The organism is Streptomyces sp. NPDC031049 (genome assembly GCF_055571015.1).
Map to the genome: position 1 here is coordinate 1 of NZ_JBVIGC010000020.1, position 25,491 is coordinate 25,491.

13 protein-coding genes, 1 tRNA gene and 1 rRNA gene are annotated in these 25,491 nt (G+C 72.3%); 12 read left to right on the forward strand and 3 right to left on the reverse strand.

The window, feature by feature from the left end:
• The 3 genes from rrf to ACZ45Q_RS28070 all read left to right on the forward strand — a co-directional run.
• A 5S ribosomal RNA gene (gene rrf / locus ACZ45Q_RS28060) occupies positions 1–86 on the forward strand; the annotation flags it as partial.
• A 114-nt stretch (positions 87–200) separates the two neighbouring features.
• Positions 201–863 (forward strand): DegT/DnrJ/EryC1/StrS family aminotransferase, encoded by a 663-nt coding sequence (locus tag ACZ45Q_RS28065; protein ID WP_468266529.1) that lies wholly within the window; start codon positions 201–203, stop codon positions 861–863.
• 81 nt (positions 864–944) lie between these two features.
• A tRNA-Thr gene (locus tag ACZ45Q_RS28070) sits at positions 945–1,020 on the forward strand.
• Positions 1,021–1,117: 97 nt separating this feature from the next.
• Here the strand turns inward: ACZ45Q_RS28070 and ACZ45Q_RS28075 are convergent.
• Complete coding sequence (locus tag ACZ45Q_RS28075) at positions 1,118–3,871, reverse strand: SpoIIE family protein phosphatase (protein WP_468266318.1); 2,754 nt, start codon at positions 3,869–3,871, stop codon at positions 1,118–1,120.
• A gap of 393 nt (positions 3,872–4,264) precedes the next feature.
• On the opposite strand from ACZ45Q_RS28075, the gene ACZ45Q_RS28080 reads away from it, so the two are divergent.
• The 9 genes from ACZ45Q_RS28080 (at position 4,265) to ACZ45Q_RS28120 (ending at position 19,076) form a co-directional block, all read left to right on the forward strand.
• A complete protein-coding gene (locus ACZ45Q_RS28080) occupies positions 4,265–9,781 on the forward strand; it encodes a HAMP domain-containing protein (protein ID WP_468266320.1) in 5,517 nt (1,838 codons plus the stop codon).
• A gap of 322 nt (positions 9,782–10,103) precedes the next feature.
• The gene (locus ACZ45Q_RS28085) at positions 10,104–10,781 is read left to right on the forward strand and encodes a response regulator (protein WP_468266322.1); all 678 of its coding nucleotides are present in this window, start codon (positions 10,104–10,106) and stop codon (positions 10,779–10,781) included.
• Positions 10,782–10,933: 152 nt separating this feature from the next.
• Positions 10,934–13,678 carry a DNA translocase FtsK gene (locus tag ACZ45Q_RS28090; protein WP_468266324.1) on the forward strand — a complete coding sequence of 915 codons (2,745 nt, stop codon included), beginning with the start codon at positions 10,934–10,936 and terminating at the stop codon, positions 13,676–13,678.
• A gap of 266 nt (positions 13,679–13,944) precedes the next feature.
• Positions 13,945–14,793 carry a helix-turn-helix domain-containing protein gene (locus ACZ45Q_RS28095; protein ID WP_468266326.1) on the forward strand — a complete coding sequence of 283 codons (849 nt, stop codon included), beginning with the start codon at positions 13,945–13,947 and terminating at the stop codon, positions 14,791–14,793.
• Positions 14,794–14,887: 94 nt separating this feature from the next.
• Positions 14,888–16,390 (forward strand): 30S ribosomal protein S12 methylthiotransferase RimO, encoded by a 1,503-nt coding sequence (gene rimO, locus ACZ45Q_RS28100; protein WP_468266328.1) that lies wholly within the window; start codon positions 14,888–14,890, stop codon positions 16,388–16,390.
• On the forward strand, positions 16,387–17,385 hold the full coding sequence (pgsA, locus tag ACZ45Q_RS28105) for a CDP-diacylglycerol--glycerol-3-phosphate 3-phosphatidyltransferase (protein ID WP_468266330.1): 999 nt from the start codon (positions 16,387–16,389) through the stop codon (positions 17,383–17,385). Before rimO ends, pgsA begins: the two co-directional genes overlap by 4 nt.
• The gene (locus ACZ45Q_RS28110; protein WP_468266332.1) at positions 17,382–17,927 is read left to right on the forward strand and encodes a CinA family protein; all 546 of its coding nucleotides are present in this window, start codon (positions 17,382–17,384) and stop codon (positions 17,925–17,927) included. Before pgsA ends, ACZ45Q_RS28110 begins: the two co-directional genes overlap by 4 nt.
• A gap of 109 nt (positions 17,928–18,036) precedes the next feature.
• The gene (locus ACZ45Q_RS28115; RefSeq protein ID WP_468266334.1) at positions 18,037–18,417 is read left to right on the forward strand and encodes a helix-turn-helix domain-containing protein; all 381 of its coding nucleotides are present in this window, start codon (positions 18,037–18,039) and stop codon (positions 18,415–18,417) included.
• A gap of 188 nt (positions 18,418–18,605) precedes the next feature.
• On the forward strand, positions 18,606–19,076 hold the full coding sequence (locus ACZ45Q_RS28120; RefSeq protein ID WP_468266336.1) for a Dps family protein: 471 nt from the start codon (positions 18,606–18,608) through the stop codon (positions 19,074–19,076).
• Between the two features lie 357 nt (positions 19,077–19,433).
• Here the strand turns inward: ACZ45Q_RS28120 and ACZ45Q_RS28125 are convergent, their stop codons facing one another.
• Together ACZ45Q_RS28125 and ACZ45Q_RS28130 are read right to left on the reverse strand one after the other, a co-directional pair.
• Positions 19,434–20,261: an Fpg/Nei family DNA glycosylase gene (locus ACZ45Q_RS28125; protein ID WP_468266338.1), complete on the reverse strand. Its 828-nt coding sequence runs from the start codon at positions 20,259–20,261 to the stop codon at positions 19,434–19,436.
• 53 nt (positions 20,262–20,314) lie between these two features.
• Positions 20,315–25,408: an ATP-dependent helicase gene (locus tag ACZ45Q_RS28130; RefSeq protein ID WP_468266340.1), complete on the reverse strand. Its 5,094-nt coding sequence runs from the start codon at positions 25,406–25,408 to the stop codon at positions 20,315–20,317.
• Between the last annotated feature and the right edge of the window lie 83 nt (positions 25,409–25,491).

The following is a 25,491-nucleotide window of genomic DNA, read 5'->3' on the forward strand; positions in this document are numbered from 1 at the left end:
GTTACATTCCGAACCCGGAAGCTAAGCCTTACAGCGCCGATGGTACTGCAGGGGGGACCCTGTGGGAGAGTAGGACGCCGCCGAACAATTCTTGAAAGGGTTGGACCCGGAACTTCTGTTCCGGGTCCAACCCTTTTTTGTTGCTTGTCACTTGGCGTTCACGTTCCGCAACCACCATCCACACCATGGGTACTGCAGCCATGCTGAGGGCCGCCGGCGTCGGGGTCGGGGACGAGGTCATCGTGTCGGCCTTCGGGAACGTGGAGGTCGCCGAAGCCGTCGCCCAGGCCGGGGCGCTTCCGGCGTTCGCCGACATAGACCCGGTCACGTACTGCCTCGATCCGTCCGCCGTGGAGGCCGCCATCGGCCCCCGTACTGCCGCCGTGGTCGCCGTACACCGCTTCGGTCGGCCGGCGGACATGCCGCGGCTGCTCGACATAGGTGAGCGGCACGGGCTGCTGGTGTTGCAGGAACGTGAGTCCGAGGCCGCGCTCGACGAGATGGCACAGCGGCGGCAGCGGGCCGCCTACCTCGACGCGAAGCTGCGCGGGGTGCGCACACCGGACGGTGGGGCCGGGCACACCTATGAGCAGTACGTGGTGCGCGTGCCCGGGAACGGAAGGCCGGACCGGGACGCGTTCGCTCGGGCCGTGCGCAGCCGGGGCGTCGCCTGCCAGGTGCCGGTGAAGACGCCGGTGCACCGACTGCCGGAGTTCCGGCGGTGCGTGGCGCTGCCGGAGACGGAGCGCGCCGCCGAGGAGACGCTCGCGCTGCCGGTGGAGGCCACGTTGACCAAGCGGGACATGCAGCGCATCGTCGCGGCCTGCAACGCCCTCGGCGGACTTCTGCAACCGGCGGTGTGACGGACGGCTGGTTAGGAGCACGGCTCTGTTCGGGGTATGATCTATTCCGTTGCCGCGGGGGAAACCCCGAAGAGGCGACAGGCCCCTATAGCTCAGTCGGCAGAGCGTCTCCATGGTAAGGAGAAGGTCAACGGTTCGATTCCGTTTGGGGGCTCCAGCCAAAAGGCCCCGCCCATCGGGCGGGGCCTTTGTCGTGCCCGGGTGCGCAGGTCGCGCACCGCCGGGTCGCGCACCGACAGGCCGCGCGCCGGCGGCTAGTCCTGGTGCGGCTCCGGGACCCGCATCGCCAGGATCGCCATGTCGTCCGACGGGGCGTCCGACGCGAAGCGCTCCACCGCGCGCATGATCCGTGCCGCCACCGCGCCCGCGGTGAGGCCCGTGCACGTCGTGAGGACGTCGGCGAGGCCGTCGTCGCCCAACATGCGGGAACCCTCGCGGCGTTCGGTGACGCCGTCCGTGACGCACAGCAGGACGTCACCCGGGTCGAGCGTGACCGTCTCCTCGTACAGCTCCAGATCGTCGATGACGCCGAGGAGCGGCTGGGGCTCCGCGGCCGGTTCCACGGTGCCGTCCTGCCGGAGGCGCAGCGGGAGGGGATGGCCGGCGCAGACCACCTTCAGTTCCGCGCTGCCGTCCCCCTGGGGGCGCATCTCGCCGTACAGGAGCGTGAGGAAGCGGCTGCGGGCTCCCTCGTCGAGGATCGCGGAGTTCAGGCGCTCCAGGACCGCCGGGCCGCTGAGACCCTCGCGGGCCAGCAGGCGCAGGGCGTGCCGGGCCAGGCCCGTGACCGCCGCCGCGTTCGGGCCCGTACCGCAGACGTCGCCGATGGCGAAGCCGTAGGCGCCGTCGCTGATGGGGAAGACGTCGTAGAAGTCGCCGCCGACCTCGTTGCCCTCGCCGGCCGCGCGGTAGATGACCTCGACCTCCACGCCCTCGATCTGCGGGAGTTCGGGCGGCAGGAGACTGCGCTGGAGGGACTGGCTGATGGCCGTGCGCTCCGAGTACAGGCGGGCGTTGTCCAGGGCCAGGGCGGCCCGGCGGGACAGATCCTCGGCCAGTTCCAGGATCTCCTGGCGGAAGTGCTCGTCGGTGGGCTTGCCCAGCGTCAGCATGCCGATGACGCGGTTGCGGGCGACGAGGGGGAGGACCACCGTCTCGCCGCCGACGGCGGAGGCCGTGGCCAGCGTCGGGCCGATGCCCGGCGTCACCCGGTGGGTGGGGCCGCCGCTGAGGCCGAGGCTGCGCATCGAGGAGCGCAGCGCCGCCTGGTGGGCGACCTCACTGGGCGCGTTCCAGACGCGGGCGCCCGGGGTGGGCACCGGGTCGGGCGGCGGCATCTTCGACAGCAGGGACTTGATGCCGTCGATGAGTTCCTCGTCCTCGTGCAGGACGTAGGAGAGATACGGCTCGGAGGCCTGGTCGGCGATGGTGTAGACGGCGCACCAGGTGGCCAGGGTCGGGACGGTCATCTGGGCCATCAGGGCCAGGGTCTGGTCGCGGTCGAGGGTGCCGGCCAGGAGGTCGGAGGCCTCGACCAGGAAACTGAGCGAGCCGCGGCGCAGCCGCTCCAGCTCGCCGAGGCGGGCCGACTCGACGGCCAGGGCGATGCGGTCGGCCGCGAACTGAAGGCGCAGCGCCTCCTCGTTGGAGTAGCGGCCGGGGGCCTCCGCGGCGACGCCGAGGGAGCCGGTGAGACGGCCCTCCACCTTGAGCGGGACCGTGACGACCGAGCGCATGCCCGTGCCGTTCAGCAGGGGGACGGCGCCAGGGACGACCGTGAGGTCCTCGTGGACGGCCGGCATGCGGGCGGAGCCGTAGCGGCCGGGGCCGGCCTCGACGGGGACGCGGGCGAAGCGCTGCCGGGCGGAGGGCAGCCCGGTGGAGGCGCGGACCTCCAGCTCGGTCTCGTCGTCGGTGGCCAGGAGCAGGAAGGCGGCGTCCGCGTCGAGCATGTCGCGGGCGCGTTCCACCGTGCGCTGGAGGAGGCCGTCGAGGTCGTCCGGGGCGGGGGAGCCGATGAAGACCTCGAAGGGGTCGGTGCTCTGGCCCTCGGAGGACGCGGCGGTGTCGGACGCGGGGACGCGCAGCGGAGTCTGCAGGACCGCGCGCTCGTGGTCCCGGACCAGGAGACACACCGTGGACGGCTCGCCGCCGGTGTCGCGGACCCTGAGGTGGGAGGCGTAGACCGGGGTGACGCGGCCGTTGGCGCCGCGGATGCCGTAGCTGCCCTCCCAGCGGGAGAGCTGGAGCGCCTCGGCGATGCCGGTGCTGGTGCCCGGGGTGTGCGGCCAGGCCGCCAGGTCGGTCAGCGGTTTGCCGGTGACCTGCTCGGCCGGGTAGCCGAAGAGTTCCTCGGCGTCCTCGCTCCACGCCGTGATGGCGCCGGTGCGGTCGATCTGGACGACGGCGACGCGGACCCGGCCGTCGGCGAGCGGGAGCAGGTCGGCCGGGAGGGAGGGGCCGGCGGCACGGGTGCCGACGGGGCGCTCGGGGAGGTCGAGGTGGAACCAGACGGTCTTGTGGGTCGGGGTGTACTCGACGCCCCAGCGGCCGGCCAGCGCCGCGCACAGCTGAAGTCCCCGGCCGCCCTCGCGGTCGGGGCTGCCCATGGTGGCGGGCGACCCCTGGAGCGGGACCTCGCGCTCGGGGTAGCGGTCGGCCACCTCGATCCGCACGCCTTCGTCGCTGCGCAGACAGACGACGTCGGCGGAGGTGCCGGCATGCACCACGGCGTTGGTGACCAGCTCGCTGGTGAGCACCACGGCGTCGTCGACGATGTCGGCGTAGCCCCAGCCCTGGAGGGTGTCGCGGACGAAGGAGCGGGCGCTCGCCACCGACCGCCCGACGGGCTCGAAGCTGGCGGCCGCGCGCGCGGTGATCACAGGGCTCCTCGATCCTCTCTCTGTGTGCACGGTCTCCAGGCCGACCGGGTCGCGCCGCTGCTGCGGCAGGCCGCCCGTCGGCGTGGGCTCCGGGGGCTGTCCCCCCGGGATCAGTCCGGTCGTCATCTGTCCGGCCGCCCCTCCGATGCCCGCTCGTCTCCGTGCCACCGCCCAGGCCGGACGGACCGGCGCGGCTGGACAGCCGCATGCAAGGTTACTTACCTTCGCCGTCCATGCGGATGCCGGTCTGCAGTGTTTCCGCCCGGAGGGTGTGCGGACGATGTGCGAAGCTGCCGAACTGTTATGGCCTGGTTCGGCCGGGGTGAAACACTGGGCAGGCTTTCCGGGAAGGTCCGGGCAGGCTGAGTGTCGACCGCGTACGACGGGCAGCAGCCCGGGAGCGGCCCGGCGGGCCGGGCGGAAAAGCACAGTAGTACAGGAAATACGCGGTAGTAACCGGTACGCCGAGCGGTGATACCCGGTCACTGCAGTGACGGTCGATCCCTGCGGGAGGGACAAGTGGAGTCTGGCGCAGCGACGCGGGGCACGAAGACGCGCGCGAAGGGCGGACAGTCCCCAAGCAACCAGGGCAAACCGAACAATCAGGGCAAACCGCGAGGTGGGGCCGGTCGGGGCGGGACCACCGAGGTGGACACCGCGGCCCTGAACCGGCTGCTGGCGGCTCTGGTGTCCATGCGGGACGGGAACTTCCGCAAGCGGCTCACGGTGTCCGGCGACGGCGTGATGTCGGAGATCGCGGCCGTGTTCAACGAGGTGGCCGACCGCAATCTGCATCTGACGGGTGAGCTGGCGCGGGTGCGGCGCATGGTCGGCCGTGAGGGAAAACTCACGGAACGGCTGGAGACGGGTGCCTGCGAGGGCTCCTGGGCGACCGCGATCGACAACTCCAACGCGCTGGTCGACGATCTCGTACGGCCCGTCTCCGAGGTGAGCCGGGTGCTGTCGGCGGTGGCGGACGGTGATCTGTCGCCGCGGATGGAGCTGCGGACGCTGGCGCCGGAGGGCGCCGGACATCCGCTGCGAGGCGAGTTCCTGAAGGTCGCCCGCACCGTGAACAACCTGGTCGACCAGTTGTCGACGTTCACCGACGAGGTCACGCGCGTGGCCAGCGAGGTGGGCACCGAGGGCAAGCTGGGCGGGCAGGCCCGGGTGCGGGGCATGTCGGGTTCGTGGAAGGACCTCACGGACTCCGTCAACACGATGGCCTACCGGCTGACCGCGCAGGTCCGGGACATCGCGCTGGTGACGACGGCCGTCGCCAAGGGCGATCTGTCGCGCAAGGTCACGGTGCACGTGGCCGGCGAGATGCTGGAGCTGAAGAACACCGTCAACACGATGGTCGACCAGCTCTCGGCGTTCTCCTCCGAGGTGACGCGGGTCGCACGTGAGGTCGGCACCGAGGGCGCGCTCGGCGGTCAGGCCCAGGTGCCCGGGGTGGCCGGCGTGTGGAAGGAGCTGACCGACTCCGTCAACACGATGGCCGGAAACCTCACCGCCCAGGTGCGCGGCATCGCCGAGGTGACCACCGCGGTCGCCAACGGTGACCTGTCGCGGAAGGTGACCGTGCCCGCGCGCGGCGAGGTCGCGCAGCTCGCCGACACCATCAACCAGATGACCGAGACGCTGCGGATCTTCGCGGACGAGGTCACGCGCGTGGCGAACGAGGTCGGCGCCGAGGGGCGGCTCGGCGGCCAGGCGAACGTGCCGGGTGCCGCCGGGACGTGGAAGGACCTCACCGACTCCGTCAACACCGTCTTCCGGAACCTGACCACGCAGGTGCGCGACATCGCCGCGGTGACGACGGCGGTGGCCAACGGCGACCTGTCGCAGAAGGTCACCGTGGACGTGGCCGGCGAGATGCTGGAGCTGAAGAACACCGTCAACACGATGGTGGACCAGCTGTCCGCCTTCGGTGCCGAGGTCACGCGCGTGGCGCGGGAGGTCGGTGTCGAGGGAGAGCTGGGCGGCCAGGCCCAGGTGCCCGGGGCGGCGGGGACCTGGAAGGACCTCACCGACTCGGTCAACACCGCCTTCCGCAACCTCACCGGACAGGTGAGGAACATCGCCCAGGTGACGACGGCGGTGGCCAACGGGGATCTGTCGCAGAAGGTCACCGTCGACGTCTCCGGCGAGATGCTCCAGCTGAAGAACACCGTGAACACCATGGTGGACCAGCTGTCCTCCTTCGCCGACCAAGTGACGCGGATGGCCCGGGACGTGGGCACCGAGGGCCGCCTCGGCGGTCAGGCCCGCGTGGACGGCGTCTCGGGCACCTGGAAGGAGCTGACGGACTCCGTCAACTCCATGGCGTCCAACCTGACGGGTCAGGTCCGCAACATCGCCCAGGTGACGACGGCCGTCGCGCGCGGTGACCTGTCCCAGAAGATCGACGTGGACGCGCGCGGGGAGATCCTCGAGCTGAAGAACACCATCAACACGATGGTGGACCAGCTGTCGTCCTTCGCCGAGCAGGTCACGCGCGTGGCCCGCGAGGTGGGCACCGAGGGCCGCCTCGGCGGCCAGGCGCAGGTGCCCGGCGTCGCCGGTGTGTGGCGCGATCTGACCGACTCGGTGAACGGCATGGCCGGCAACCTCACCGCCCAGGTGCGCAACATCGCGCAGGTCGCGACCGCGGTGGCGCGCGGTGACCTGTCCCAGAAGATCACCGTGGACGCCCGCGGGGAGATCCTGGAGCTGAAGAACACCCTGAACACGATGGTGGACCAGCTGTCGTCGTTCGCCCAGGAGGTCACGCGCGTGGCCCGCGAGGTGGGCACCGAGGGCATCCTCGGCGGCCAGGCCGAGGTGCAGGGCGTCTCCGGCACCTGGAAGGACCTCACCCAGTCGGTGAACGGCATGGCGAACAACCTCACCATGCAGGTGCGGAACATCGCCGAGGTCACGACCGCCGTCGCCAAGGGCGACCTGTCGAAGAAGATCACCGTCGACGCCAAGGGCGAGATCCTCGAACTCGTCACGACCGTGAACACGATGGTCGACCAGCTGTCGTCGTTCGCCGAGCAGGTCACGCGCGTGGCGCGCGAGGTGGGCACCGAGGGCATCCTGGGCGGCCAGGCGCACGTGCCCGGTGTGGTCGGCATCTGGAAGGATCTCAGCGACAACGTCAACCTGATGGCGAAGAACCTCACCGTCCAGGTGCGGAACATCTCCCAGGTGGCCGCAGCCGTCGCCAACGGCGACCTGACGCGGACGGTGACGATCGAGGCGCGCGGCGAGGTCGCGCAGCTCGCCGAGACGTTCAACACCATGGTGAAGACGCTCAGTTCGTTCGCCGACCAGGTCACCAAGGTGGCCCGCGAGGTGGGCACGGACGGCATCCTGGGCGGCCAGGCGCACGTGCCCGGTGTGGCCGGCACGTGGAAGGACCTCACCGAGTCGGTGAACCAGATGGCGTCCAACCTGACCGGTCAGGTGCGCAACATCGCCATGGTCACCACCGCGATCGCCAAGGGCGACCTGACCAAGAAGATCGACATCGACGCGCGCGGCGAGATCCTGGAGCTGAAGACGACCATCAACACCATGGTCGACCAGCTGTCCTCCTTCGCCGAGGAGGTCACCCGCGTCGCCCGCGAGGTGGGCACCGAGGGGCAGCTCGGCGGGCAGGCACGCGTGCGTGACGTCGACGGCACCTGGCGGGACCTGACGGAGTCCGTGAACGAGATGGCCGGGAACCTCACCCGGCAGGTGCGCGCCATCGCGCGCGTGGCGACCGCGGTGACCCGCGGCGACCTCAACCTGAAGATCGACGTGGACGCCTCCGGGGAGATCCAGGAGCTTCAGGACTACATCAACAAGATGATCGCCAACCTGCGCGACACCACCATCGCCAACAAGGAGCAGGACTGGCTCAAGGGCAACCTCGCGCGGATCTCCGCGCTGATGCAGGGCCGCCGTGACCTCCAGGACGTGGCCTCGCTGATCATGAGCGAGCTGACCCCGGTGGTCTCCGCGCAGCACGGCGCGTTCTTCCTCGCCATGCCGCTGGTCGACGGCCAGGAGATCGCCAACACCGGGGAGGACCAGTACGAACTGCGCATGCTCGGGTCGTACGGCTACTCCATGGGCTCCATGCCGACGTCGTTCCGGCCCGGTGAGGCGCTGGTCGGCACGGCCGCGCAGGAGAAGCGCACGATCCTCGTGGAGAACGCGCCCAGCGGCTACCTGAAGATCTCCTCCGGGCTCGGGGAGGCCCCGCCCGCCCAGGTGATCGTCCTGCCGGTGCTGTTCGAGGGGAAGGTGCTCGGCGTCATCGAGCTGGCGTCGTTCACCCCGTTCACGCAGATCCAGAAGGACTTCCTCAACCAGATCGCGGAGATGATCGCGACCAGCGTCAACACCATCTCCGTCAACACCAAGACCGAGGTGCTGCTGAAGCAGTCGCAGGAGCTCACCGAGCAGCTGCGGGAGCGGTCGGAGGAGCTGGAGCAGCGGCAGAAGGCCCTCCAGGCGTCCAACGCCGAGCTGGAGGAGAAGGCCGAGCTGCTCGCCCAGCAGAACCGCGACATCGAGGTGAAGAACACCGAGATCGAGGAGGCCCGGCAGGTCCTGGAGGAGCGCGCCGAGCAGCTCGCGGTCTCCATGCGCTACAAGAGCGAGTTCCTGGCCAACATGTCGCACGAGCTGCGCACGCCGCTCAACTCGCTGCTGATTCTGGCCAAGTTGCTCGCCGACAACGCCGAGGGGAACCTCTCCCCGAAGCAGGTCGAGTTCGCCGAGACCATTCACGGCGCGGGCTCCGACCTGCTCCAGCTGATCAACGACATCCTCGACCTGTCGAAGGTCGAGGCGGGCAAGATGGACGTCTCCCCGACCCGCATCGCGCTCGTGCAGCTCGTGGACTACGTGGAGGCCACGTTCCGGCCGCTGACCGCGGAGAAGGGCCTGGACCTGTCGGTACGGGTCTCGCCGGAGCTGCCGGCCACGCTCCACACCGACGAGCAGCGGCTGCTCCAGGTGCTGCGGAACCTGCTGTCCAACGCGGTGAAGTTCACCGACTCCGGATCGGTCGAGCTGGTCATCCGGCCCGCCCGGGACGACGTCCCGCAGGGCATCCGGGAGCAGCTGCTGGAGGCCGGTTCGCTGACCGACCCGGACGCGGAGCTGATCGCGTTCTCGGTGACCGACACCGGCATCGGGATCGCGGCCAGCAAGATGCGGGTGATCTTCGAGGCGTTCAAGCAGGCCGACGGCACCACCAGCCGCAAGTACGGCGGCACGGGCCTGGGGCTGTCCATCTCCCGGGAGATCGCGCAGCTGCTCGGCGGCGAGATCCACGCGCAGAGCGAGCCGGGCCGCGGCTCGACGTTCACGCTGTACCTGCCGCTGCACCCGACCGAGCTGCCCCCGCACGGCTACGTCCAGCCGGTGAGCCCGCTGGAGCCGGGCGCCCTGGTCGCGTCCGCCGCCGGGGCCGAGACGGCCGAGGAGCCGGAGGTGGCGGCCGAGACGCCGCCCGAGGTGAAGTCGTACCAGGAGACCCAGAACGGCGCCGCCGCGCTGTTCCGCCGGCGCCGCAAGGAGCTGGGGCAGGGCGAGCCGCGGCCGGCGGTGCCGGAGCAGTGGCCGTCCGCCGCGGAGCAGGAGGCGGCGCCGAGGGCCGGCCGAGGCATCCGCTTCGGGGGCCAGAAGGTGCTGATCGTCGACGACGACATCCGCAACGTCTTCGCGCTCACCAGCGTCCTGGAACAGCACGGCCTGTCCGTGCTGTACGCCGAGAACGGGCGCGAGGGGATCGAGGTGCTGGAGCAGCACGAGGACGTGGCGGTCGTCCTGATGGACATCATGATGCCCGAGATGGACGGGTACGCGACGACCACGGCGATCCGCCGGATGCCGCAGTTCGCCGGGCTGCCGATCATCGCGCTGACCGCGAAGGCGATGAAGGGCGACCGGGAGAAGGCGATCGAGTCGGGTGCCTCCGACTACGTCACCAAGCCGGTCGACCCCGACCACCTGCTGACGGTGATGGAGCAGTGGATGCAGGGGGCGTGAGCGGTACGGTTCGGGGACGTGCGAACCTGGTGGGTGCGGACGGATCGGGAACCCGTGGTGCACACGCGGAGTTGCCGATTGCGTGTGCCCGAAGCCGTGTAGCGGGGCGCACATCGGGGAACCTTCTGGTCTCCCGCTGCGTTTCCGCTACGTGCACAGTGACATCGCGGTGACAGGGTGTGGCGACGAGCGGGGTGCGGCTACGATGACCGGCACAAGGACGGGCGGCGCAAGGGAGTCGTCCCCCGGGGCGGCCCCCACCGGCGCCGCTCCGAGTCCTGCGGACAGGGGAGGCCCCACGCCGGGGCGAGGAGGGCGGGCCATGGTGCAGAAGGCCAAGATCCTCCTGGTCGATGACCGGCCGGAGAATCTGCTGGCGCTGGAGGCGATCCTCTCTGCGCTCGATCAGACGCTGGTGCGGGCATCGTCCGGGGAGGAAGCGCTCAAAGCACTGCTCACGGACGACTTCGCGGTCATCCTGCTGGATGTGCAGATGCCGGGCATGGACGGTTTCGAGACCGCCGCCCACATCAAGCGGCGGGAGCGGACCAGGGACATCCCGATCATCTTCCTCACGGCGATCAACCACGGCCCGCACCACACCTTCCGCGGGTACGCGGCGGGCGCGGTGGACTACATCTCCAAGCCGTTCGACCCGTGGGTGCTGCGCGCCAAGGTCTCGGTCTTCGTCGAGCTCTACATGAAGAACTGCCAGCTGCGGGAGCAGGCCGCGCTGCTGCGGCTCCAGTTGGAGGGCGGCGGCGACAAGCCCGCGGCCGGCGAGGCCAAGGAGTCGGCCGGTCTGCTCGCCGAACTGTCGGCGCGGCTGGCGGCCGTCGAGGAGCAGGCCGAGGCGCTGTCCAAACAGCTGGGCGACGACTCCACGGACGCCGCGGCGGTGGCCACGGCGGCCCATCTGGAGCGCAAGCTCACGGGGTTGCGGCGGGCCCTGGACGCCCTGGAGCCCGGCTCCTCCGGAGGACAGCCCGCGGTCAACTGAGGCCGCCGGCACGATCGGGGCCCGCGTGCCGGTGAAATCCCGTCAGCGGGCCTGACGCACGCGTCAGTTCCCGTCCCACCGGGGGACGACACGAACGGGTGAAGCAGTGGGCACACGTGTCCGCCGTCGTCTCCCCCGGTAACCTCACACCCATGGCCTCACGTCCCTCCGCAGCCAAGAAGCAGCCCGCCAGGAAGGCGGCTGCTCCCGCGAAGGCTCCGGCGAAGAAGGCCGCTGCGAAAAAAGCCCCGGCCAAGAAGGCGCCCGCCAAGAAGGCCGCGAAGAAGCCCGTGCCCAAACCGGCGCCCAACCCCACCGGCGGCGTCTACCGCCTCGTGCGCGCCCTCTGGCTGGGTCTGGCGCACGCCGTCGGCGCCGTGTTCCGCGGCATAGGGCAGGGCGCCAAGAACCTCGACCCGGCCCACCGCAAGGACGGCGTCGCCCTGCTGCTGCTCGCCGTCGCGCTGATCGTCGCCGCCGGCACCTGGGCCGACCTGAAGGGTCCCGTCGGCGACCTGGTCGAGATCCTCGTCACCGGCGCCTTCGGCCGGCTGGACCTGCTCGTGCCGATCCTGGTCGCGGTCATCGCCGTGCGGTTCATCCGGCACCCGGAGAAGCCCGAGGCCAACGGGCGGATCGTGATCGGTCTGTCCGCGCTCGTCATCGGCGTGCTCGGTCAGGTCCACATCGCCTGCGGCTCACCCGCCCGCGGCGACGGCATGCAGGGCATAAGGGACGCCGGCGGCCTCATCGGCTGGGCGGCGGCGACCCCGCTGTCGTACACCATGACCGACGTCCTCGCGGTGCCGCTGCTGGTGCTGCTCACGGTCTTCGGGCTGCTGGTCGTCACCGCCACGCCGGTCAACGCCGTCCCGCAGCGGCTGCGGCAGCTCGGCGTGCGGCTCGGCCTGCTCGCCGACCCGGCGGCCGAGGAGTTCAGCGAGGACGACCAGCGCTACGAGGAGCAGTGGCGCGAGGCGCTGCCCGCCCGCTCCCGCAGGCGCGGTGCCCCGGCTCCCGAGGCCTACGACCCCGACGGCGCCGAGCAGGAGGCCCTCAGCCGGCGCCGCGGCCGGCCCCGGCGCTCCGCCGTCCCGCAGCCCGAGCCGGACCGTCCGCTGGACGCCGTGGACGTCGCCGCCGCTGCCGCCGCCGCGCTCGACGGTGCCGTCCTGCACGGAATGCCGCCGTCGCCCCTGGTCGCCGACCTCACTCAGGGCGTGCAGACCGGGGACCGCGAGCCGACGACACCGACCCCGACACCCGTGCCGGCGGCGCGACCGCAGCCGGGCAAGCGCAAGCAGGACGCCGAGCAGGAACCGCGGGAGCACCCCTCCGGCGCGGTCCCCGACCTCACCAAGTCCCCGCCGGCCCAGGAACGCGAGCTGCCGCCGCGCGCCGAGCAGCTCCAGCTCTCCGGCGACATCACCTACGCCCTGCCCTCCCTGGACCTCCTCACGCGCGGGGGCCCCGGCAAGGCGCGCAGCGCCGCGAACGACGCCGTCGTGGAGTCGCTGACCACCGTCTTCACCGAGTTCAAGGTCGACGCCCGGGTCACCGGCTTCACCCGCGGCCCGACGGTCACGCGCTACGAGGTGGAACTCGGTCCCGCCGTGAAGGTCGAGCGGATCACCGCGCTGACCAAGAACATCGCGTACGCCGTCGCCAGCCCGGACGTGCGGATCATCAGCCCGATCCCCGGCAAGTCCGCGGTCGGCATCGAGATCCCCAACACCGACCGGGAGATGGTCAACCTCGGCGACGTGCTGCGGCTCGCGGAGTCCGCCGAGGACGACGACCCGATGCTGGTCGCCTTCGGCAAGGACGTCGAGGGCGGCTACGTCATGCACTCGCTGGCGAAGATGCCGCACATGCTGGTCGCCGGCGCCACCGGATCCGGCAAGTCGTCCTGCATCAACTGCCTGATCACGTCGATCATGATGCGGGCGACCCCGGAGGACGTCCGGATGATCCTGGTCGACCCCAAGCGCGTCGAGCTGACCGTCTACGAGGGCATCCCGCACCTGATCACGCCGATCATCACCAACCCCAAGCGGGCCGCCGAGGCGCTCCAGTGGGTCGTGCGCGAGATGGACCTGCGCTACGACGACCTCGCCGCCTACGGCTACCGGCACATCGACGACTTCAACCGCGCGGTGCGCGAGGGCAAGGTCAAGCCGCCCGAGGGCAGCGAGCGCGAACTCCAGCCGTACCCGTATCTGCTGGTGATCGTCGACGAGCTGGCCGACCTGATGATGGTCGCCCCGCGGGACGTCGAGGATGCGATCGTGCGCATCACGCAGCTCGCGCGCGCGGCCGGCATCCACCTGGTCCTCGCCACGCAGCGGCCGTCGGTCGACGTGGTCACCGGCCTGATCAAGGCCAACGTGCCCTCGCGGCTGGCGTTCGCCACTTCCTCGCTCGCCGACTCCCGCGTCATCCTCGACCAGCCCGGCGCCGAGAAGCTGATCGGCAAGGGCGACGGGCTGTTCCTGCCGATGGGCGCGAACAAGCCGACGCGCATGCAGGGCGCGTTCGTGACCGAGGAGGAGGTCGCGGCCGTCGTCCGGCACTGCAAGGACCAGATGGCGCCCGTCTTCCGGGACGACGTCGTCGTGGGCACCAAGCAGAAGAAGGAGATCGACGAGGACATCGGCGACGACCTCGACCTGCTGTGCCAGGCCGCCGAGCTGGTCGTCTCCACCCAGTTCGGGTCGACGTCCATGCTCCAGCGCAAGCTGCGCGTCGGCTTCGCCAAGGCCGGCCGGCTGATGGACCTCATGGAGTCCCGGAACATCGTCGGGCCCAGCGAGGGCTCGAAGGCTCGTGACGTTCTTGTGAAGCCTGACGAGCTGGATGGCGTGCTCGCGGTGATCCGGGGGGAGTCTGAAGGGTAGGGGAGCCGGCGGCGGTGATCGTCTCGCCGGGTGGCGGATGCGCGGCGGCCGTGTCGCCGTCGTGACCCACCCGTTAGGGATCATTGAGCAACCGTTTCCCCGGCCCGTACGTCAAGTTGAGGGAAGAGACAAACAGGTAGTCCACCATCGGCGTGTCGGGCCATACCGATGGCGTAAAGGTCGGACCGCCCGGTTGCCCCACCCATTCGTACCCCCCCTAGACTGAACGTCCAGCACAGGCGGCTACACGCTCGAAAGGCGCCCCCGTGTCCATCGGCAACTCCCCTGAAGACGAGCGTCCGTTCGACAACGTGTCCGAAGACGTTTCCGAGGAAGCCCGCCCCTCCATCGGCCGTGCCCTCCAGCAGGCCCGCATCGCCGCCGGGTTGACCGTCGACGACATCAGCAGCGCCACCCGCGTCCGCATCGCCATCGTGCACGCCATCGAGGCCGACGACTTCGGACCCTGCGGCGGAGACGTCTACGCCCGTGGGCACATCCGCACCCTGGCCAGGGCCGTCCACCTCGACCCCGCCCCGCTGATCGAACAGTACGAAGCCGAGCACGGCGGGCGTCCGGCACCGACCCCGGCCGCGCCCCTGTTCGAGGCGGAGCGCATCCGCCCCGAGCGGCGCGGCCCGAACTGGACCGCCGCGATGGTCGCCGCGATCGTCGCCGTGATCGGTTTCGTCGGCTTCACCGTGGTCAAGGGGGGCGACGACGGTGGCTCCGAGGCGAGCGTCGCCGAGGGAGCCGTGCCGTCGGCGAGCGAGTCGTCCTCGCCGAGCGCCAAGCCGAAGAAGCCCGCCGACCCCAAGCCGGACCCCACCGACAGCGCCATCGCCGCCGCGCCGCGGGACAAGGTGACCGTCCAGGTGAGCGCCACCGGCGACGGCAGCTGGATCTCCGCCAAGGACCACAACGGCCGGCTGCTCTACGACGGCCTGCTCAAGCAGGGCCAGAGCAAGACCTTCCAGGACGACTCCAAGATCAGCCTCGTCCTCGGCGACGCGGGCGACGTCCAGCTGCACGTCAACGGCAAGAAGATCGACGACTTCGAGCCGGGCGCCGTGGAGCGGCTCACCTACACCAAGGGCGACCCGCAGGTCGGATAAGGACGGCCCGAAGGGACGAGTCAGTACGGGGTTGGCCAAGATCGGCCAACCCCGTCGACGTGGGCTGTCGGTGGGACGAAGTAGTCTTGAGCCCATGCCTGAACGCCGCACCGTCGCACTCGTCACCCTTGGCTGCGCCCGTAACGAGGTGGACTCGGAGGAGCTCGCAGGCCGTTTGGAGGCGGACGGCTGGCAGCTCGTGGAGGACGCCGAGGACGCGGACGTCGCCGTCGTGAACACGTGCGGCTTCGTCGAGGCCGCCAAGAAGGACTCCGTCGACGCACTCCTGGAGGCCAACGACCTCAAGAGCCACGGCAGAACGCAGGCCGTGGTGGCGGTGGGCTGCATGGCCGAGCGGTACGGCAAGGAACTCGCCGAGGCCCTGCCCGAGGCCGACGGCGTGCTCGGCTTCGACGACTACGCGGACATCTCCGACCGGCTCCAGACCATCCTCAGCGGCGGCATCCACGCCGCCCACACCCCGCGCGACCGGCGCAAGCTGCTGCCGATCAGCCCCGCCGAGCGGCAGGAGGCCGGCTCCTCCGTCGCCCTGCCCGGGCACGGCCCGGCCACGGCCGAGGACGGCGGCGGGCAGCCCGAGGACCTTCCGGAAGGCGTCGCCCCGGCCTCCGGGCCGCGCGCGCCGCTGCGCCGCCGGCTGGACGGCTCCCCGGTCGCCTCCGTGAAGCTCGCCTCCGGCTGCGACCGGCGCTGCTCCTTCTGCGCCATCCCCTCCTTCCGCGGCTCCTTCATCTCCCGCCGCCCCAGCGACGTGCTGAACGAGACCCGGTGGCTGGCCGAGCAGGGCGTCAAGGAGATCATGCTGGTCTCCGAGAACAACACCTCCTACGGCAAGGACCTCGGCGACATCCGCCTCCTGGAGTCGCTGCTGCCCGAGCTGGCCGAGGTCGACGGCATCGAGCGGGTCCGCGTCAGCTACCTCCAGCCCGCCGAGATGCGCCCCGGCCTGATCGACGTGCTGACGTCGACGCCGAAGGTCGCCCCCTACTTCGACCTGTCCTTCCAGCACTCCGCTCCGGACGTCCTGCGCGCGATGCGCCGCTTCGGCGACACCGACCGCTTCCTGGAGCTGCTCGACACCATCCGCGGCAAGGCGCCCGAGGCCGGTGTGCGCTCCAATTTCATCGTCGGCTTCCCCGGCGAGTCCGAGGCCGACCTCGCCGAGCTGGAGCGGTTCCTGAACCACGCGCGGCTGGACGCCATCGGCGTCTTCGGCTACTCCGACGAGGAGGGCACGGAGGCCGCCGGCTACGACGGCAAGCTCGACGAGGACGTCGTCGCCGAGCGGCTGGCACGTGTCTCGCGGCTGGCCGAGGAACTCGTCTCGCAGCGGGCCGAGGAGCGCGTGGGTTCCACCGTGCGCGTCCTGGTCGAGTCCGTCGACGACGCCGAGGGCGTGTACGGCCGGGCGGCCCACCAGGCCCCCGAGACGGACGGCCAGGTGCTGCTCACGAGCGGCGAGGGTTTGAGTGTCGGTCGTATGGTCGACGCGAAGGTGGTCGGTACGGAAGGTGTCGACCTGGTGGCCGAGCCGCTGCGGGGCTCGCTCGCGTGGACCGAGGAGGCGGGCAGATGACCGGAGTACCGGCGTCCGCAGCGGGAGGCTCCTCCGGCGCGCGGAGGGCCGTCCCGCGCGTGGCATCCGGGGCGACCGCGCACGGGGCGGCGGAGCGCAGTGCTTCGGGCCGCGCCGAGCGCGGGGCCACCGGCAGCGGGGCCGAGCCGGGCCGGACCGGGCGCGGGGCCGGGGACGGCACCGAGCGCGCCGGCTCCGCGCGCGGTGCCGTGGCCCGGGACACCGCCGCTCGCGGTGCCGGCGGCCGGGACGTGGCCGGCGGGCCGGGTACCGAGGCGGCGCAGGACGGCAGCGGCGGTCAGCAGCGGGCCGGACGGGGCGCCGGGGGCGCTGCCGGGGCGCAGGCCGAGGCGACGGGCGGGGTGAAGCCCGCGCGGGGCGGCAAGATCGCTGCCGCCGCCGTCGACCAGGCCAGCGTCTGGAACGTCGCCAACCTCCTGACGATGCTCCGGCTGATCCTCGTCCCGGCGTTCGTCGCGCTCATGCTCGGCAACGGCGGGTACGACCCGGCATGGCGCTCGTTCGCCTGGGCGGCGTTCGCCATCGCCATGATCACCGACCTCTTCGACGGCCACCTGGCGCGCGCCTACAACCTGGTCACCGACTTCGGCAAGATCGCCGACCCCATCGCCGACAAGGCGATCATGGGTGCGGCTCTGATCTGTCTGTCGGTGCTGGGCGACCTGCCGTGGTGGGTGACGGCCGTCATCCTCGGCCGGGAGCTGGGCATCACCCTGCTGCGCTTCGTGGTCATCCGGTACGGCGTCATCCCCGCGAGCCGGGGCGGCAAGCTCAAGACGCTCACCCAGGGCGTGGCGGTGGGCATGTACGTGCTGGCGCTCACCGGTCCGCTGGCGACCCTGCGCTTCTGGGTGATGGCGCTCGCCGTCGTCCTGACCGTGGTGACGGGGCTGGACTACGTGAAACAGGCCATTGTGCTGCGCCGGCGGGGAATCGCCGAGCGCAGGGCGGTGTTGAAGGAGACGGACGCTTGAGTTCCCCGGCCGCCGACGTGGTGCGGCTACTGTCGGTGAAGGGCAAGACCCTGGCGGTCGCCGAGTCGCTGACCGGTGGCCTGGTCGCTGCCGAGATCACCTCGGTGCCCGGCGCCTCCAAGGTCTTCCGCGGCTCCGTGACCGCCTACGCCACGGAGCTCAAGCATCGGCTGCTCGGTGTCGACTCCCGTCTGCTGGCGGCACACGGCGCGGTGAACCCGCAGGTCGCCGCCCAGATGGCGGTCGGTGTACGGAAGGCGCTGGGCGCCGACTGGGGCCTTGCGACAACGGGCGTCGCCGGCCCCGATCCGCAGGACGGACAGCCGGTCGGGACGGTCTTCGTGGCCGTGGACGGGCCCGGGGGAGCGGCATCGGGTTCCGCCCCTGGCGGAAAAGTGGAGGCGTTGCGGTTGAACGGCAGCCGCGCGGACATTCGTATGGAGAGTGTACGGAGCGTACTCGCACTGCTCCTGAAGGAGCTTGCGGGCGAACAGACTGGGAATGAGCGGGCACAGGATACGGAACGGAACGGGGGGTTTTGATGTTTGCAGCCCTGAGTGAACACGACATCGCTCCCCGCACGGCCGCGGCGCGAGGCGGTACGGTGGGGCGAGAAGGATGCGGTTACGCGGTCCGAGGAGGGAGCCACCGATGATTCTGCTCCGTCGCCTGCTGGGTGACGTGCTGCGTCGGCAGCGCCAGCGCCAGGGCCGTACTCTGCGCGAAGTCTCCTCGTCCGCCCGAGTCTCGCTCGGCTATCTCTCCGAGGTGGAGCGGGGGCAGAAGGAGGCTTCCTCCGAGCTGCTCTCCGCGATCTGCGACGCGCTGGACGTACGGATGTCCGAGCTCATGCGGGAAGTGAGCGACGAGCTCGCCCTCGCCGAGCTGGCCGAGTCTGCTGCGGCCACCCCCAGCGAATCCGTGCCCACGCCGGTTCGTCCGATGCTGGGCTCCGTCTCGGTGACCGGCGTGCCACCGGAACGGGTGACCATCAAGGCGCCCGCCGAAGCGGTGGACGTCGTCGCCGCCTGACTGCCGCGCGCCTGCGGGGCGCGTGGGCGCCGGTGAGGCGCGAGAAGATGTGACAGGCCCCGGCCGGGGCTTCTCCGGTGGACCGGAGGAGTGCGGTCGGGGTTTTCGCATGCCCGTGCGTTTGCCGGTCCCGGGGGCTGCGGTCATCGTGGAGGGACATGGCGGGGGGTACTCGACGGAGGTTGCGGATGTACGTCGTGAAGAGCCCGTTGTCCGACGCGAACCTGCAGACCGTTTCCGAGGCCCTGCAGGGCGCGCTCGTCGATCTGGTGGACCTCGCGCTCGTCGCGAAGCAGATCCACTGGAACGTGGTCGGGCCACGCTTCCGTTCCGTGCATCTTCAGCTCGACGAGGTCGTGGGCACCGCGCGGACGCACTCCGACACCGTTGCGGAGCGCGCCGCCGCCCTGGGTGTACCGCCGGACGGACGAGCGGCGACGGTGGCCGTCGGCAGCGGGATCGGTGTCACGCCCGAGGGCTGGGTCGACGACGACACGGCCGTGGGCGCGATCGTGGACGCGCTGGGTGCGGTGATCGCGCGCATGCGTGAGCGGATCGAGGCGACCGGAGAGCCCGACCCCGTGAGTCAGGACATCTTCATCCAGGTCACGGCGGACCTCGAGAAGCACCATTGGATGTTCCAGGCCGAGAACGGCTGAGCCCCGTGCGCCCGGGGCGGATAGCGCGCTGGGGGGCCTTGGTGGGGGCGGGTGCGCTGTGGTGGTGGGCCGTGCTCCGGCTGGCGCTGGTGCCCGGCGCCGGGGCGGTGGAGGGGGCGGTCGCGGCCGGGGGCTGGGGGCTGAGCCTGCTGCCGGTGCACTGTGTGCCGAAGGGGCGGGCGCAGGGGGCGCTGGCGGCGGGGCGGTGGCGGCGGGCGTGGCGGATGTGGCACGTGCGGCGGGGTGGCGGGCTTCCGGCGGGGGCCGGTGGGGCTGATGGGGCTGATGGGGCCATGTGACGGCGGGCGGGGCCGGTCGTGACGGCGGGCGGGTTCGCGACCAGGTGCCGGGGGTCGACTAGGCCGGGCGGGAGCCGTGTCCTCGGGCGGGCGCCGGTGCCGGGCCCGGCTGGCAGTCCGGGCACCAGTACGTCGGGCGGTCGCGGGAACCGTCGCCCTGGTCCGCGACCCGGACGGACGTGCCGCAGCGCAGACAGGGGCGCGGCGCCCGGCCGTACACGAACAGGCCGGGCGCACGCCGGCCGGTGGTGTTGCGGTCGGGGCGGTCGCGGTTGGCCTCCAGGAGCCGCTTGGCGAGGCCGGGCAGTGCCGTCGCCCGCTCGGCCGGCAGGTCGCCGACGGGGAGCCAGGGAGTGACGCCGAGCAGGAAGCACAGCTCGGACTTGTACACGTTGCCGACGCCGGCGAGGTTGCGCTGGTCGAGCAGGGCCTCGCCGAGCGGACGGGCGGGGTCGGCGAGGAGGTTGGCCAGCGCCCGCTCGGGGTCCCAGTCCGGGCCCAGCAGGTCGGGGCCGAGATGGCCGACGACGCGCTCCTCGTCGGAGGTGCGCAGCAGCTCCAGGACCGGGAGGCGGTACCCGACGGCAGTGCGGTCGGCGGTGCCCAGGACCACCCGGATCTGATGGGCGGGGCCGCCGCTCCAGCGCCGGCCGGGTTCGAAGACCTTCCAGGAGCCGTCCATCCGCAGGTGCGTGTGGAGCGTCACTCCGCCGCCGATACGGGTGAGGAGGTGCTTGCCGCGCGCGATGACGTCGTGGACCGTGCGACCGGTGAGGTCCACCGTGGCGTACTGGGGCACACGGAAGTCGCTGCGGGTCAGCACCTTGCCCGCCAGGGCGCCGTGCAGCCGCTGTGCGGCCTGCCAGACCGTGTCTCCTTCGGGCATGGGTCAAGGGTGGCACGGCCGGCGTGTCCGGCGGGGCCGGCGTCGGTGCGCCCTCAGGCGCGGATGCGCAGGCCGCGTGGTGTGGCGACGAAGCCGGCTCCTTCCAGCAGGGTGCCGAACGGGGAGGTCAGGGCCGCGGCGCCGTTGATCCGCTCCACGGTGACCGTGCCGAGGGAACCGGCGCGGGCCGCTGCCGCGAGCGCCTCGGTGGCCGCTTGCAGGCGGGGGTCCTCGACGGCCTGGCCGTCCGGGTCGGACGGCCAGGCCAGCAGGGTCTTGCCGCCGCGCTCCATGTACAGCGCCAGCTCGCCGTCGACCAGCACCACCAGGGACCCCGCCTTGCGGCCCGGCTTGTGCCCGGCGCCGGTCGGCGGCTCGGGCCAGGGCAGGGCCGCGCCGTACGCGTTCGCCGGGTCGGCGGCGGCCAGGACGACGGCCCGGGCCGTGGTGGCGGCGGAGCGGGCACGGCGGCCGCCGGCCGGTGCCGGGGGCCGGGAGCCGTGGGCGTACGGGCCGCGGTCGTGGGCGCCGCGACCGTACGGACCGGCGCCGCGGGAACCGCGGTCGGGGCCGCCGCCGTACCAGCCGGTGCCGTCGGCGGCGTGACCGTACGGTCCGTCCGGGCCGCCGCCGCGTGGGCCTCCGGCACCCGGCGAGGCGAAGTCGGTGTCGAGCGCCGGGAAGGATCCCCCCGGGTGCGGGTGGCCGGTGTCGTCCTGCCGGCCGGAGCCGTCGGCCGGCCAGGACCAGTCGAGGTCGTCGTGGTCGTCGTTGCCGTCCAGGGTGCCGTGGCCGTCCGGGGTGCCGTGGCCGTCCGGGGTGCCGGGGTGCGGCCGTCCGCCGGGGGCCGGGCCGTCGGTCTCCCGTCCGGCGTGGACGGGGGCGGGACCCGGCGGGGTGTCGCCGCGCTCCCGGGCGTTCGCCACCGCGCGCAGCCGGTCCACGGCACCGTCCATGGCGAACTGCGCCGCGCCCAGCCCCTCCACCACGTAGCCGCGCCGGGCCTGGCCGCTCTCCTCGAAGACGGCCAGCACGCGGTACGTCGCCGAGAAGCCGCCCTCCACGCCCTCCGCGGACACCGCGCCGCGGGTCACCACTCCGTGCCGGTCGAGGAGCGTGCGGGCCAGGGCGTGGGCGCGCACGGTCGTGTCTGCCTCGCGGGCGGGCAGCAGCGACCAGCGGCCGGCGACGGTCGGCGGGCCGGACCGGGAGGCGGGCCGGGCGGCGGCCGTCAGCGAGCCGTAGCGCCCGCGCGGTGCCGTGCGCTTGGCCCGGTGGGCCGTCGAACCCGCTGTGCGGCCCGAGCCCAGGAAGGCGCGCAGGGGCGCGAGCGTGTCGTTGGTCAGCCGCCCGGACCAGGCCAGGTCCCACAGCGTGTCGGCCAGCTGGGGATCGGTGGCGTCCGGGTGCGTGGTGGCGCGGACCTGGTCGGCGATCTGACGGAAGAACAGGCCGTACCCGCCGGAGAGCACGTCCAGCACGGACCGGTGCAGCGCCGTAGGCTCCAGGGGCTGCGCGGGCGGCTGGAGCAGCGGGGCCGCGTCCGCCAGGTACAGCGAGATCCAGCCGTCCTTGCCGGGGAGCGATCCGGCGCCCGCCCACACGACCTCACCGGCCGCGGTCAGCTCGTCGAGCATCGTCGGCGTGTAGTCGGCCACCCGGGAGGGCAGGACCAGCTTCTCCAGCGCGGAGGCGGGGACGGCCGCGCCCTGGAGCTGCTCGACGGCACGGACCAGTCCGTCGATGCCGCGCAGCGCGTGGCCCTTGCCGACGTGCTGCCACTGCGGCAGGAACTGGGCGAGCGCGGCCGGTGGCACCGGTTCCAGTTCGTGCCGCAGCGCGGCCAGGGAGCGGCGGCGCAACCGGCGCAGCACCGCCGCGTCGCACCACTCCTGGCCGATGCCGGCCGGATGGAACTCGCCCTGCACGATCCGCCCGGCCGCCGACAGCCGGTGCAGGGCACCGTCCGTGACCGCCACACCGAGGCCGAAACGGGCCGCCGCCGTGGCCGACGTGAACGGGCCGTGGGTGCGGGCATAACGGGCGATGAGGTCGCCCAGAGGGTCCTTGACCGGCTCGGTGAAGGCCTCCGGCACGCCCACCGGGAGCGCCGTGCCCAGCGCGTCGCGCAGCCGGCCGGCGTCCTCGATCGCCGCCCAGTGGTCGGCGCCGCCGATCCGGACCTTGATCGCGCGCCGGGCCGCGGCGAGCTCCGGAGCCCACTGTGATTCCGCGCCGCGCTCCGCCAACTCGGCGTCGGTGAGCGGCCCGAGCATCCGCAGCACGTCCGCCACCCCTTCGATGTCCTTGATCCGCCGGTCCTCGGTGAGCCACTGAAGCTCGCGCTCCAGCTCCGTGAGCACCTCGGCGTCGAGCAGTTCGCGCAGCTCCGCCTGGCCGAGCAGCTCGGCCAGCAGCCGGGAGTCGAGGGAGAGGGCGGCGGCGCGGCGCTCGGCGAGCGGCGAGTCCCCCTCGTACAGGAACTGGGCGACGTAGCCGAACAGCAGGGAGCGGGCGAACGGGGACGGCTCCGGGGTGGTGACCTCCACCATGCGCACCTTGCGGGACTCCAGGTCGCCCATCAGCTCGACGAGACCGGGGACGTCGAAGACGTCCTGGAGGCACTCGCGGACCGCTTCCAGGACGATCGGGAACGAGCCGAACTCGCTCGCCACCTCCAGCAGCTGGGAGGCCCGCTGGCGCTGCTGCCACAGCGGGGTCCGCTTGCCCGGATTGCGTCGGGGCAGCAGCAGCGCGCGGGCGGCGCACTCGCGGAAGCGGGAGGCGAACAGGGCCGAGCCGCCCACCTGGTCGGTGACGACCTGGTCGACCTCGCCCTTGTCGAAGAGGACGTCGGCCGCGCCCACCGGGGCCTGCTCCGCGTCGTACTCCGTGCCGGGCTTCGACGGCTCCTGGTCGAGCAGGTCCAGGCCCATCAGGTCGGCGTCCGGCAGGCGCAGCACGATGCCGTCGTCGGCGTGCATCACCTGCGCGTCCATGCCGTACCGCTCGGACAGCCGGGCGCCGAGGGCGAGGGCCCAGGGGGCGTGCACCTGGGCGCCGAAGGGGGAGTGGACCACGACCCGCCAGTCGCCCAGTTCGTCCCGGAAACGCTCCACGACGATGGTGCGGTCGTCGGGGACGTGGCCGCAGGCCTCGCGCTGCTCGTCGAGGTAGGCCAGGACGTTGTCCGCGGCCCAGGCGTCCAGGCCGGCGGCGAGCAGGCGCAGCCGGGCGTCGTCCCTGGGCAGCGAGCCGACCTCGCGCAGGAACGCGCCGAGCGCCCGGCCCAGCTCCAGGGGACGCCCCAGCTGGTCGCCCTTCCAGAACGGGAGCCTGCCCGGCACACCCGGGGCCGGCGAGACCAGGACCCGGTCGCGCGTGATGTCCTCGATGCGCCAGGAGCTGGTGCCGAGCGTGAACACGTCCCCCACGCGGGACTCGTACACCATCTCCTCGTCCAGCTCACCGACCCGGCCGCCGCCCTTCTTCGGGTCCGCACCGGCGAGGAACACACCGAACAGGCCCCGGTCGGGGATCGTGCCGCCGGAGGTGACCGCCAGGCGCTGCGCACCGGGGCGGCCGGTGACCGTGCCGGCCACCCGGTCCCACACCACGCGCGGGCGCAGTTCGGCGAAGGCGTCGGACGGGTAGCGGCCCGCGAGCATGTCCAGGACCGCCGTGAACGCCGACTCCGGGAGCGAGGCGAACGGCGCCGCGCGGCGGACCACGGCGAGGAGGTCGTCGACCTGCCAGGTGTCCAGGGCCGTCATCGCGACGAGCTGCTGGGCGAGGACGTCCAGCGGATTGGCGGGGACCCGCAGGGACTCGATGGCACCGGTGCGCATCCGCTCGGTGACCACGGCGGCCTGCACCAGGTCGCCGCGGTACTTCGGGAAGACCACGCCGGTGGAGACCGCGCCGACCTGATGCCCCGCGCGGCCGACGCGCTGGAGGCCGGAGGCGACGGAGGGCGGTGACTCGACCTGGACGACGAGGTCGACCGCGCCCATGTCGATGCCCAGCTCCAGGCTGGAGGTGGCGACCACGGCCGGCAGCCGGCCCGCCTTGAGGTCCTCCTCCACCAGCGCGCGCTGCTCCTTGGAGACCGAGCCGTGGTGGGCGCGGGCGATCACCGCGGGGGCGCCGTGGGCCGCGCCGGAGCCGCCCATGAGGTCGGCCGGGGAGTGGTGCTCGTCCAGGGACTCGCCGGTGGCCCGCTCGTAGGCGATCTCGTTGAGCCGGTTGCACAGGCGCTCGGCCAGGCGGCGGGAGTTGGCGAAGACGATCGTGGAGCGGTGGGACTGGACCAGGTCGGTGATCCGCTCCTCGACGTGCGGCCAGATCGAGGGCCGCTCCGCGCCGTCGTTGCCCTCGGCGACCGGGGAGCCGCCCAGCTCGCCGAGGTCCTCGACGGGGACCACGACGGACAGGTCGAACTCCTTGCCCGAGGGCGGCTGGACGATCTCCACCTTGCGGCGCGGGGAGAGGAACCGGGCCACCTCGTCCACCGGGCGGACGGTGGCGGACAGGCCGACGCGGCGGGCCGGCCTCGGCAGCAGCTCGTCGAGCCGCTCCAGGGACAGCGCGAGGTGGGCGCCGCGCTTGGTGCCGGCGACCGCGTGCACCTCGTCGAGGATCACCGTCTCGACGCCGGCCAGCGCGTCCCGCGTGGCCGACGTCAGCATCAGGAACAGGGACTCCGGGGTCGTGATCAGGATGTCCGGGGGGCGGGTGGACAGCGCGCGGCGCTCGGCGGCCGGGGTGTCGCCGGAGCGGATGCCGACCTTGACCTCCGGCTCGGGCAGGCCCAGGCGGACGGATTCCTGGCGGATGCCCGTCAGGGGGCTGCGGAGGTTGCGCTCGACGTCCACGGCGAGCGCCTTCAGCGGGGAGACGTATAGGACGCGGCAGCGCTTCTTGGGGTCGGCGGGCGGGGGCGTCGAGGTCAGCTGGTCCAGGGCGGCGAGGAAGGCGGCCAGCGTCTTGCCGGAGCCCGTGGGGGCGACGACCAGGACGTCCGAGCCCTCGGCGATGGCCTGCCACGCGCCCGCCTGGGCGGCGGTGGGCGCGGAGAAGGCGCCCGTGAACCAGCCGCGGGTCGCGGGGGAGAAGCCGTCCAGGGCCGGGTGTGCGGAGCTGACCATGGATCCATCGTGCACCCCGGCACTGACAATCGGCGGTCCTGCACGGGGACGGGGGCGCCGTCCGCCGCGACCGGCCGCGGCCG